The sequence below is a fragment of the Caballeronia sp. GACF4 genome, assembly GCF_023631025.1.
Taxonomy (GTDB): Bacteria; Pseudomonadota; Gammaproteobacteria; order Burkholderiales; family Burkholderiaceae; genus Caballeronia.
Genome location: NZ_JALQDW010000004.1, coordinates 48877 through 61088 on the forward strand (window position 1 = coordinate 48877; position 12212 = coordinate 61088).

Here is a 12212-nt window from a genome sequence, read left to right on the forward strand (position 1 = left end):
TTCGATGGGAATCACAGACGATCTCTTCGCCGATCAGCAAGCAGCACCGGAAGGCGAACAACTCACACTCGGCGATTACGCCGAACGCGCTTATCTCGACTACGCGGTGAGCGTGGTCAAGGGCCGCGCGCTGCCCGACGTGTGCGACGGGCAAAAGCCCGTGCAGCGCCGCATCCTCTACGCGATGAGCGAGATGGGGCTCGCCTCGGGCGCGAAGCCGGTGAAGTCGGCGCGCGTGGTCGGCGACGTGCTCGGCAAGTATCACCCGCACGGCGACCAGTCCGCCTACGACGCGCTCGTGCGTCTCGCGCAGGACTTTTCGATGCGCTATCCGCTCATCGACGGTCAGGGCAATTTCGGCTCGCGCGACGGCGATGGCGCGGCAGCCATGCGCTACACCGAAGCGCGTCTCACGCCCATTGCGCGCCTTTTGCTCGATGAAATCGATCAGGGCACCGTCGATTTCATGCCGAACTACGACGGTTCGTTCGAAGAGCCGAAGCTCTTGCCCGCGCGTCTGCCGTTCTTGTTGCTCAATGGCGCATCGGGCATTGCGGTGGGTCTCGCGACCGAGATTCCCTCGCACAATCTGCGCGAAGTGGCGCAGGCCGCCGTCGCGATGATCCGCGACCCGAAACTCGGCCATGCCGGCGTGATGGAAAAGCTGAACGGCCCGGACTTTCCGGGCGGCGGGCAGATCATCTCGAGTCACGCGGAAATCTCGACGGCCTACGAGACCGGACGCGGCAGCCTGAAAGTGCGCGCCCGCTGGAAGATCGAGGAACTCGCGCGCGGTCAGTGGCAACTCGTCATTACCGAATTGCCGCCGAGCACGTCCGGACAGAAGGTTCTCGAAGAAATCGAGGAACTCACCAACCCGAAGATCAAGCTCGGCAAGAAGACGCTCACGCCCGACCAGTTGCAGACCAAGCAGACACTGCTCGGCTTGCTCGACACCGTGCGCGACGAGTCCGGCAAGGACGCGCCCGTGCGGCTCGTGTTCGAGCCGAAGTCGAGCCGTATCGACCAGACCGAATTCGTGCATTCGCTGCTCGCGCATACGAGCCTCGAATCGAACGCGGCGATCAACCTGGTGATGGTCGGCGCGGATGGCCGGCCGCGGCAAAAGGGCATCGTCGAAATCTTGCACGAGTGGGTCGGCTTCCGCTTCGTGACGGTGACGCGCCGCACGCAGCATCGGCTGAACAAGGTGAACGACCGCATCCATATTCTCGAAGGGCGGATAATCGTCTTCCTGAATATCGACGAGGTCATTCGCATCATCCGCGAGGCGGACGAGCCGAAGCAGGCGCTGATCCAGCGCTTCAACCTGTCGGACCGGCAGGCGGAAGACATCCTCGAAATCCGCTTGCGTCAGTTGGCGCGGCTCGAAGCGATCAAGATCGAGCAGGAGCTGGCCGACCTCGGCACTGAGAAGACGAAGCTCGAAGAGTTGCTCAATAGCGATGCCGCGATGAAGCGTCTGCTCATCAAGGAAATCGAGTCGGACGCGAAGCAATATGGCGACGATCGCCGCACGCTGATTCAGCAGGAAAAGCGCGCGACCTTCGAAGTGCGCGTGGTCGACGAACCGGTGACGGTGGTCGTCTCGCAGCGTGGCTGGGTGCGCGCGCTGAAAGGCCACGGACTCGATCCGGCGGGTTTCACCTTCAAGGCGGGCGACAGTCTTTACGCGGTGTTCCAGGCGCGCACGCCGGACACGCTCATCGCTTGGGGCAGCAACGGGCGCGTGTATTCCGTGGCGGTCGCGTTGCTGCCGGGCGGCCGTGGCGACGGCGTGCCGGTCACGTCGCTGATCGAACTGGAGTCGGGCTCGCACTTGCTGCATTACTTCGCGGCGACGGCGGAGCAGCCGTTGCTGCTGGCATCGAGCAATGGCTTTGGCTTCATGGCGAAGCTCGGCGACATGGTGAGCCGCAACAAGGCGGGCAAGGCGTTCATGACGATCGACGAAGGCGCATTGCCGCTTGCACCGATGCCGGTCGTGCCGGGCGCGAACTATGTCGCGTGTTTATCTAGCACGGGGCGACTGCTCGTGTTCGGCATGGACGAGATGAAGACGCTCTCGGGCGGCGGACGCGGCGTGATTCTGATGGCGCTCGACCCGAAGGAAACCTTGCGTCAGGCGCTTGCCATCGATGCACGCGGCGTGGTGATGATCGGCACCGGACGCGGCGGCAAGCCGAAGGACGAGAAGCTGTCGGGCTCGCAGTTGCAATTGCATCTGGGCAAGCGGGCGAGAAAGGGCAGGACGCCGGATGGGACGTTGAAGGTCGCGGAGTTGAGGCCGGTGTTCGAGTGAGGGCAGAGGAAGTTGCGCGATGCCTCAAGCGATACGTCGCGCACATGTCTGACACGCCTCGTCGCGTTCATGCGTCGGGGCGTTTTCTTTTCGTTTGTCGACCGCTGTCCGGAACTGACACTGCGGCGCTCAAGTCGAATGCCCAATTCAAGAACAGTTGGAATCCCATGACCCACGCCATCGAAGCCGCCCTTTTCCTGCACCTGCTCGGTGTCGCCATATGGATAGGCGGGATGGTCTTCGCGCATTTCTGCCTGCGCCCGGCGCTCGGCGATCTCACGCCGCAATTGCGCCTGCCGCTCTGGGAAGCCGTGTTCGCACGCTTCTTCAACTGGGTCGCGGGGTCGGTGCTCGTGATTCTGCTCACGGGCGGCTTCCTGCTGTGGCAGTTCGGCGGTGGTCACGCGGCGTGGCCGCTGCACGCCATGGCAGGGCTCGGCATCGTGATGATGCTGATCTTCGGGCACATCCGCTTTGGCGTGTTTCCGCGCATCCGTCGCGCGGTGCAGGCGCAGAACTGGCCCGATGGCGCGCGCGCCGTGGGCACGGTGCGGCGCCTCGTCGTGATCAACCTGGTATTGGGCGTGGTGACGATCGGTACTGCCGTCTTGTCGCGCGGCTTTTGAGTCTCAAACGCCGCGTTCGTCGCTCAGCGCGGGACTCGGCGGCTCTTGACCCGCATGGCCCGCATCTTTCTCCGAGCGTGGCATGACCCCTCGTGTCAAGCCGCATACGCCAAAGCGGTCGAGCAAGGCCTGCACGCCATCCGCCGGGACGGGCCGCGAGAACAGGAAGCCTTGCGCTTCCACCGGACCGAGCGCCGCGAGCCACACGATCTGCTCTTCGCGTTCCGTGCCTTCCACGACCACCGTCAGGCCGAGTGAACGCGCGAGATTCACGATGGCCGACACCATCACGCACACGCTGCGGTCTTCGGGAATCGCCTGGATGAAGGAGCGATCAACCTTCAAGGTATCCACCGAAAAACGGTTCAGATACGACAGCGACGAATAGCCCGTGCCGAAGTCGTCCAGCGCGATACGCACGCCAAGACGCTTCAACGCCATGATCTTTTCCTGCACGAGCTCGGGATATTCAACCATCACGGTTTCGGTGATCTCGAGTTCGAGCTTGTCCGACGGAATGCCGCTCGCCTCGATGGATCGCGCCACCGTCTCAAGCAAGTCTCCCCGCCAGAATTGCACGGCCGATATGTTCACCGCGAGCGACAAGCCGGTGTAGCCCTCGCGCTGCCATTGCGCGAGCTGCATGCAGGCCGTGTGAACCACGAAGTCGCCCACCGCGACGATCAAGCCGGTCGACTCCGCAACCGGAATGAATTCGTTGGCGGGAATCAGCCCATGCTGCGGATGATTCCAGCGCACGAGCGCCTCGAACCCGGTAATGCAGCGCCGCGCCAGATCGATCTTCGGCTGATATACGAGAAAGAGCTGCTGCTCCGTCAACGCGACGCGCAACTGCTGCTCCCACTTCATCAGATGATCCGCGCGATGCGACAACTGCGGCGAATAAAACTGATAGCAGTTCTTGCCCGCGTCCTTCGCGCTGTACATCGCGAGATCGGCTTTCTTCAGCAGATCGATCTCGCTTTCGTTCGATACCGAAAAGAGCGCAATGCCGATGCTCGCGTGCAGCACGAACGCACTGCCGCGCACATCGAACGGCGTGGCGAACATGGTCGAGATGTCGTCGGCGAGCGTGATCGCGCGCTGCTCCACTTCCTCGCCCTTGACGACCACCACGAACTCGTCGCCGCCGATACGCGACAGCGTGCCGCTTTGTCCGACGGTTTCGGCGAGACGCGACGCCGTCATCTGCAGGACGATATCGCCAGCGTTGTGGCCGAGCGTGTCGTTGACGGTCTTGAAGTTGTCGAGGTCGATGAAGAGCAGCGCAAGCCGTCCGATGTTCTCGGTGTGCGCCACGTCCTGCCGCAGCCCGCGCAGAGTCGAATAGCGATTACGCAAGCCTGTCAGCAAATCGTATTCGACGAGATGCGTCATCTCGCGCTCGCGCCCGAGCAGCTTGCCGATGAGACCAGTGGCGACCGCGAAGAAGCCCAGCATCGCGAGCGAGATGAAGCCCGCCATCAGCAGATACACGTTGCGCGTGTGATTGAAGTCGACGAGTTCCTCGCGCTCCGAAAGGCCGACGAGCACGCCGAGCGGATAGCCGTCGATATGCCGGTAAGACACGATGCGCTTCACGCCGTCGATTGGATCGACATAGATGCCCGACGCGTGCTCCGAGGTCGGATACACGCCGCTCGCACTGAACTCGCCGTGGACGGGGCCGCTCGCGTTGCGCGCGCCACTGCCCTTGGCCACGGCGTTCGGCGCGTGTGCGTCGGAGGCCGCAGACGAAGCGCCAGAGGCGCCGGATACGCCAGCTACGCCAGAAGTGCCCGCGCCGCCGCCCGTACTGCGCGCGAGCACCGAGCCGTTGTCGGACACGACCGCGATCACGCCTTCATGCCCGATGGAGGCGACGTTATAGAAATCGCTCGTGAAGTACGCCGGGTCTTCCGATACGACGACCACGCCCGCGAACGAGCCATCAGAGTGATTCAACCGCCGCGTGATCTGCAGCGTCCAGATGCCGGAGACGCGTCCGCGCACAGGCCGGCTGATATAGAGCAGGTCGTCGTTGGAGTGGACGTGAACCTTGAAGTGCTCGCGATCCGACAAGTCGATGGGCTTCGGATGCGGATCGGCCGTCGTGGCGATGAGCGCGCCGTGTTCGTCGATGAGCGAGACTTGCACGAGCGTGTCGCTCTGCACGACGCCTTTGTCCACGGTCGCGATGAGATCGAACTCGCTGGGCGACTTCTCGTATTCGTACTTGACGAAGCGCGTGATCTGATCGACCTGATGGATCGCCTTGATCGTGTGCTGTTCGAGCGCGGAGGAGAGGATGGCGGCGGACGCCATGGATTCGTGCGTGGTGGATTCACGTTCCACCGAGAGCCGCGTGAAGATCACGGCCCACAACGACACCAGCACCAGTGTGCCGAGCACGGGAATGAGCAGCAGTGCGCGCCGCCGCCGCGCGCCCGGTGTCACGGAGCGCGCGTCGCTGGCCTTGATGCGCGAGCGCTTCATGGAAGGCGTGGGCCCGCAAGGGCATGCAACGCTTCGGCTGACGAGGAGCACGAGAGGTTGCAAGCTGCCGAGCGCGCGATGTGTATGAAGCGGACCATGTCTTTTTGCGTTGAGGCGAAACGAGCCACTATACCGCGCGAGTTGGGCGACCACGCTTCGAGCGACGATGCATGGCGAATCTGGCGCCATGCGCTTCGCGTGAGAAGCGTTCGGCGCCCGGCGGTTACTTGAAGCCGTGCGGCAACTGAAGCAACTACAACACGGATTTGACGATGAGGGTGCGACTTATCTGACAGCATACGTTTGCGCCGAAGCGCAAGCGGCTGAATACGACACGAATCGCGCTCGAGCTTTTGTGGTCCCCGATTGTTCAGATATTAGCGAACAGACCCGAGTTCGGAAAGGGGCGTGGCCAAGGGGTATACGCGTGGCACGACTTGCCGATGAACCGGCGTCCCGCAAGCAAAATGTGCCATCGAATATCGTAACGAAATGGCTGCCGATGCCTGCCGACGAATCGTTTCGGCAGGCGCGAATGCATCGGCGAGGCGCTTTCGCCGCGCATGCGTATTCAGCCGTTCTTGGCAAGCATGCAAACAAAAAACCCGGCGCCTGATGACGCCGGGTTCTTGCGACCGTGCGGTGCGAAGGCGAAAGCGTCAGGCTACTTCGGCGATCAGTTCGATTTCCACGCATGCGCCAAGCGGAATCTGCGCCACGCCGAAGGCCGAACGCGCGTGCTTGCCGGCATCGCCGAAAATATCCGCGATGAGTTCGGACGCGCCGTTGGTGACGAGATGCTGCTCGGTGAAGTCTGGCGTCGAATTGACGAGGCTCATCACCTTGACGATACGGCGCACGCGGTTCAGGTCGCCCACATGCGCGTGCAGCGTCGCGATCAGGTCGATGGCCACGTTGCGCGCGGCGGCCTTGCCTTCTTCGGTGGAAAGCGTGTCGCCGAGCTTGCCCGTATAAACCTTGCCGTCTTTCTTGGCGATGTGCCCCGACAGATAAACCGTGTTGCCGCTCTGCGCGCTCATCACGTAGGCGGCGGCGGGCGCGCCCGCGGTGGGCAGGTCGATACCGAGTTCCTTCAGCTTGTCGTAAACGTTGGATGCCATCGATGACTCCTGGAGTGAATTGAAGCGCGACGCCAATGAAGCGCCGCGCGTGGATCAGACGCTCGCGCGCAGCAGTGCGCCGAGCCTGGCGACGCCTTCGTCGATCTTCGCGGGCGGCACCGTCACGAACGAAAGACGCAGCGTGTTGTACTCGGCGTCGTTGGCGAAGAACGGACCGCCCGGCACGAACGCCACGTTCTCCGCGATGGACTGTTCGAGCAGCTTCATCGAATCGATGTGCTTCGGCAGTTTCACCCACACGAACATGCCGCCTTCGGGCCGGTTCCATTCGACACCGGCGGGCATGTGACGTTCGAGCGCGTCGAGCATGGCCTGACACTGGTCGCGATACAGCGCGCGGATGGTCGGCACATGTCGATCGAGAAAGCCGTCCTTGATGACTTCATGAACGATACGTTGCGTGAGACTCGGCGTATGCAGATCGGTTGCCTGCTTGGCCTGCACGAGTTTGAAGTGCAGTTCCTCGGGCGCGATGATGTAGCCCACACGCAGACCCGGCGCCAGCACTTTCGAGAACGAGCCCAGATGGACGATGTGATCGGGCGCCATCGAGAGCAGCGTGGGCAGCGGAGCGCCGGCGTAATCGAGCGCGCCGTAGGGGTCGTCCTCGATGATCGGAAACGCGGCGCTTTGCGCGAACGCGGCGAGCGCGCGGCGGCGTTCCAGCGGCAGACGGCGACCCGTCGGATTCTGGAAGTTCGGCTGTGCGTAGAGCAGGCGTGCATCGGCGGTGAGCGCGGCGCTCAGTCCTTCGGGGATGAGGCCGGCTTCGTCCGTCGGCAACTGCACGTAATGCGGCTCGAACATCGAAAAGGACTGCAGCGCGCCGAGGTAAGTCGGCGTTTCGACGAGCACGCGGCTGCCGGGATCGACGAGCGTCTTGCCAAGCAGATCGAGCGCTTGCTGCGAGCCCGTCGTGACGAGCACCTGCGTCGGACGAATGGTCACGCCGTCTTTCGAATAACGCGCCGCGATCCATTCGCGCAGCGGCATGTAGCCTTCGGTCGCGCTGTACTGAAGCGCGGCGGCGGGCTGATCGCGCAAGATGCGTTCGGACGCGACGCGCATTTCCTCGACGGGAAACGTCTGCGGCGAGGGCAGGCCGCCCGCGAAGGAAATGACTTCGGGCCGCTCCGTGACTTTGAGGATTTCACGAATCGCCGAGCTGGTGAGCTTGCGGGCGCGTTCGGAAAGTTGCCACGGCGTGGCGCGCAGATCGGCTTGATTCATGGAATGTCTCGCTTGGGGTTTCCGGGGTTGACTACAACTGGCTGAAGCTGATCCTGAATCCGGCGGCAAAGTGCACCGCCGCCTGAAATGTCGATTATCGCCCAAGCGAACTTGCGTGCACGGTCTCGGGCTTTCGGCCTGGGTGCTTATCTTGCGCTGTTCGGGCTTGCCGCCGCAACGGGCAGCGGCGCCGCGCGCACCGCCGTCTTGCGCCCGAGCACGACTGTCACGATGACGGCGGTCGCGTAGAGCCACGTCGTCGCGCTTACCTGTTCACCGAAGAAGAGCGCGGAGAATGCCATCGTGAAGAAAATCTGCAGTAATTGCACTTGTCCGACGCGCGCGATGCCGCCCATCGCGAGACCCGCGTACCACGCGAAGAAGCCGATGAACTGCGAGAAGAGCGTCACGTAACCGAACGCGAGCCACGTGCGTAAAGCGAGCGGCTCGGGATGAGCCGCGTGATGCGCCCACGCGAGCCAGCCGACCGGCAGCACGAGGAAGGGCGCCGATAGCACGAGCGCCCAGCAGATCACCTGCCATCCGCCCATCTGTCTGGCGAGCCGCGCGCCTTCCGCATAGCCGAGCGCGCCGATGCCGACCGCGACGAGCATCAGAAGGTCGCCTGCCTGCAAGCCGCCGCCGCCCGTCTGCAAGGCGAACGCGATGACGATCGCGCTGCCCGCGATAGCGCTCACCCAGAAGAGTTTCGATGGCCGCTCGTGCGAGAGCCACGCGGCGTAGATCGCCACGCACAGCGGCTGCAAGCCATTGACCACGGCGCCGTGCGACGCGGGGACGGTTTTCATCGCCCAGGCGGAAAACACCGGAAACGCGACGATCACGCCAAGAGACACGACCGCGAGGCTCTTGATCTGCGGCCAGGACGGCCGCTTTTCGCGGCGCCATGCAAGCAGCAAGGCGGCGGGCAGCGCGGCGACGAGCGCGCGCCCGAGCCCGTTCAGAAGCGGATGCACTTCCTGCACGACGATGCGCGTCATCGGCAGCGTGAGGCTGAAGATGACGACGCCGATCAGGCCGAGCAACATGCCTTCGGTTTCGCGGGTTCTCATCGTTCCATGTCTCCTTTGGGGCGGGCTCTTGGGCTCGCTGTTAGTCGTCGTTGTCGTTGTCGTCGGTAGGTGCGGCGTCGGCATCGACCGTGGCTTGCTCATTCGTCTCGGCTTGCAGTTCGCGCGGATCGCTTTGCATGCTGGATGCACCGCCTTCTTCGGCAGACGAATCGCCATCCGACGCAACCGCCGCAGCCTTGTCTCGCACACGCCTTCGCTTGCCTGCCGCCTGCCGCGCCTGCTCGTTCGCAAGCCGCGCCGCCTCCACCGATTCCGCCGATTCGCCGAGCGTCACCATCGAGCCATCTGGCAGCTCGAAACGCGCGACGAGAGCGGGCGCGCCACGCGTTGGCTCGACTTGCATCAGATGCGCCGCGCCGAGCCATTCGAGCTGTTGCGCCACCGCATCCGCGTTCGGATGAAACCCCGTGAGCGATGCCAGCGCAATGCCCGTTTGCGGCAACGTATCGCTCGGATGACGCGGCGTATCCCATTGGATCAGCGCGGGCAACACGCCATCGCCCGCGCCTTGCCACGCGGGGAACGCGCCGTCGTCCGGCACCGTCAGCCCCCACGTATTGCCGGAGCGCGACATTGCCACCACGGGCGCGATGCGTTCCGGATACTGCTCCTGCCAGCGCACGAGCGACTTCGGCCGATCCACACGAAGCACCCAGTGCACGAGCTGCGGACCGTCTTCGAGGCGACGCTGCAATGCCGGGTCGTCGAGCGCGAAGAGGCGCGGGCGCGATGTGGCGGGCGAAGGCGCGTCCGGATCGATTGCGATCACTTCGATATAAGCGCCGCCCCACAGGCTCAAGAGCCGGTTGTGCGTGCGCATGAGCGGATGCGCGCCACCGGGCGCGGTCTCCACGCCGAACTTCGCGGCGATAAATTGCGCGCCCTCGGCAAGCGTGCGCGCGGCGATCACGAGATGGTCGAGTTTCAGCGGATGAGCGGTCATGGCACAAGCCCGAAGCGTCAATACAGGGGCCGATAGCATAACCGCTCGCCCGCGCCGCCCGAAGCGCACGGTCACGGAAAGGATGCGCCATCCAGTGCAGCCCGAATGCAGAATGTAGCTGCTGCCACCAGAACAGTAACGGTACAATCGGCGGAATACTGTTCTGTACAGTTTTGAGCATATTGAACCCTTCGCCTGAACCGCACATCCGCCACGGAGGCCCGCATGTCCGTCCCGCTCGATCAGATTCCCGCTCCACACGACGCCGCGCAGCTAACGCTCGTCGATCAGCTCGTGCAGTGGGGACGCCGCCGCATCGACGAACGGGTGTTCCGGCCGGGCATGCGCATGCCGTCCATCCGCAAGCTGGCGGTCGATAAAGGCGTGTCGCGCTTCACCGTGGTCGAGGCTTATGAGCGGCTTGTCGCGCACGGCTATCTCGATTCGCGGCGCGGGTCGGGCTTCTACGTGCGCGACCGTATCGTGGCCGCCGCGAGCCCGGCGCCGGAGCAGGCGCCCGTGCAGAACGCGATCGACGTGGTCTGGCTTCTGCGCAACATGCTGCACAGTTCGAGTCCCGAGAAAGGGCCGGGGCTCGGCTATCTGCCGAACCGGTGGCTCGACGGCGAGCTCATCACCAACGCGCTGCGCTCGATGAGCCGCATGTCCGGCGCGCAGATGCTCGGCATGGGCACGCCGCATGGTTTTCTGCCGCTGCGGCTGCAGTTGCAGACGCGTCTCGCGGAACTGGAGATCGGCGCGACCGAGCAGCAGATCGTAATGGTGTCGGGCATCACACAGGCCATCGACCTGATTTCGCGCCTTTACGTCAAGCCGGGCGATGCGGTGATCGTCGGCGATCCCGCGTGGTTCCAGATGTTCGGCCGCTTCGCATCGCAGGGCGCGCGGCTCGTCGGCATGCCGTACACGCCGGATGGGCCCGATCTCGACGCGCTCGAATCGCTCGTCGCGACCTGGCGGCCGAAGATGCTGATCATCAACTCGGTGCTGCAGAACCCGACCGGCACGTCGCTCACGGCGGCGCAGGCGTTCCGCATCCTGCAACTCGCGCAGCAGTACGACTTCATGGTCATCGAGGACGATATCTACGGCGATCTGTGTGCGCCTTCGTATCCGGCAACGCGGCTTGCATCGCTCGATCAACTCAAGCGCGTAATTTTTCTCGGCAGCTTTTCGAAGACGCTCGCCGCGAATCTGCGCGTGGGTTATGTCGCGGCATCGGCGGAAGTGGCGAAGGCGCTCGCCGATCAGAAGATGCTCGTCGGCATGACGACGCCCGAACTCAACGAACGCGTGCTTTACAAGGTGTTGACCGAAGGGCATTACCGGCGGCACGTCGAACGGCTGCGCGGGCGGCTCGACGCCGTGCGTGACAAGACCGCTCGCATGCTGGAAAAGACCGGTCTGAAGCTGTTCACGACGCCATCGGCCGGCATGTTTCTTTGGGCCGACACGGGTGTCGATTCGGAAAGTCTCGCGGCGGCGGGGCACGAAGCCGGCTTTTTATTGACGCCGGGCAGCCTGTTTTCGCCGAATCAGTCGCCCACTACGTGGATGCGCTTCAACATCGCCAACTGCGGCGATCCGGCGTTGCCGGAGTTGCTGGCGAGTCATCGGGAAAAGGCGGCGCGGCGGGGTTCCTAGGCGAGCGGCTCGGCTGAATGGTGTCGTGGAAAACCGCGCACCCCAGCCGCACGTCAACTCTCCCGACGCCGCCGTTTCCGAAGACGCGGCAAATGCCGCCGGTCCGATGGCGCATTCAAAAACCCCGCCAGCACGTGTTCGAAGAGCGCAAGCGCACCCGGCATCAACCGATACCGACGCTCATAGAGCCGCGCCTGTCCGCCGCAAAACTTAAGCGCGTAATAGTCGGCAAGCAGGTTGCCTTGCGCTTCCATGTTGTAGTCCGCGAGACCTTTGTCGGCCGCGAGCGCATAGCGATAAGGCAGGCCGATACGAATCGCCCCGCGCAGCCTCACCCAATAGCCGAGCTGGAACTGCCACACATGCGTCATCTCGTGGATGAACCACATGCGCTCACAGAGGTCGCAGGCGGAGAAGTCGTGCTGGTAGCATGCGCGTGGAAAATAGAGGCTGCCGTTCGGCGCCATCGCGGTGTGTCGCGGTTGCAGTCCGAACGGCAGATAGCCGCGAGCGTGAACGCGGACCGTCGAATAATCGATCGAAGCGCCGAACACGCACCGCGCCAGCGCGATCTCACCGGGCGTGAGCGGCCGTGCGCGTATCAAGGGCTTCGGCGTGTGAAACATGGTCGGGCGATCGGTCGTGCTAAAGCGTCATCCTAACCGGCTTTTCACCGGCCCTTGAAATAGCCCG

At 63.7% G+C, this 12212-nt stretch carries 8 protein-coding genes and 1 pseudogene; 3 read left to right on the forward strand and 6 right to left on the reverse strand.

Annotation, left to right across the window (positions count from 1 at the left end; genetic code table 11):
* Nucleotides 1–4: 4 nt before the first annotated feature.
* Both parC and NCR40_RS04120 read left to right on the forward strand, forming a co-directional pair.
* Nucleotides 5–2323 (forward strand): DNA topoisomerase IV subunit A, encoded by a 2319-nt coding sequence (gene parC, locus NCR40_RS04115; RefSeq protein WP_250508792.1) that lies wholly within the window; start codon nt 5–7, stop codon nt 2321–2323.
* A 167-nt stretch (nt 2324–2490) separates the two neighbouring features.
* Nucleotides 2491–2949: a CopD family protein gene (locus NCR40_RS04120; protein WP_244827489.1), complete on the forward strand. Its 459-nt coding sequence runs from the start codon at nt 2491–2493 to the stop codon at nt 2947–2949.
* Between the two features lie 3 nt (nt 2950–2952).
* Here the strand turns inward: NCR40_RS04120 and NCR40_RS04125 are convergent, their stop codons facing one another.
* From NCR40_RS04125 to NCR40_RS04145, 5 genes and pseudogenes are all read right to left on the reverse strand, one after another.
* The gene (locus tag NCR40_RS04125) at nt 2953–5445 is read right to left on the reverse strand and encodes a bifunctional diguanylate cyclase/phosphodiesterase (protein WP_250508793.1); all 2493 of its coding nucleotides are present in this window, start codon (nt 5443–5445) and stop codon (nt 2953–2955) included.
* Nucleotides 5446–6104: 659 nt separating this feature from the next.
* On the reverse strand, nt 6105–6566 hold the full coding sequence (locus tag NCR40_RS04130; protein WP_244827491.1) for a RidA family protein: 462 nt from the start codon (nt 6564–6566) through the stop codon (nt 6105–6107).
* A gap of 54 nt (nt 6567–6620) precedes the next feature.
* Complete coding sequence (locus NCR40_RS04135) at nt 6621–7817, reverse strand: aminotransferase-like domain-containing protein (protein WP_250508794.1); 1197 nt, start codon at nt 7815–7817, stop codon at nt 6621–6623.
* Nucleotides 7818–7963: 146 nt separating this feature from the next.
* Nucleotides 7964–8890, reverse strand: a complete 927-nt coding sequence (locus tag NCR40_RS04140; RefSeq protein ID WP_250508795.1) for a DMT family transporter — start codon at nt 8888–8890, stop codon at nt 7964–7966.
* A 301-nt stretch (nt 8891–9191) separates the two neighbouring features.
* A pseudogene (locus NCR40_RS04145) lies at nt 9192–9854 on the reverse strand (VOC family protein); the annotation flags it as partial.
* A 225-nt stretch (nt 9855–10079) separates the two neighbouring features.
* Between NCR40_RS04145 and NCR40_RS04150 the strand changes: the two are divergent.
* The gene (locus NCR40_RS04150) at nt 10080–11519 is read left to right on the forward strand and encodes an aminotransferase-like domain-containing protein (RefSeq protein WP_250464154.1); all 1440 of its coding nucleotides are present in this window, start codon (nt 10080–10082) and stop codon (nt 11517–11519) included.
* Between the two features lie 53 nt (nt 11520–11572).
* Here NCR40_RS04150 and NCR40_RS04155 read toward each other — a convergent pair whose 3' ends face one another.
* Nucleotides 11573–12145, reverse strand: coding sequence for a Rhs element Vgr protein (locus tag NCR40_RS04155; RefSeq protein ID WP_250508796.1), 573 nt, complete (start codon nt 12143–12145; stop codon nt 11573–11575).
* Between the last annotated feature and the right edge of the window lie 67 nt (nt 12146–12212).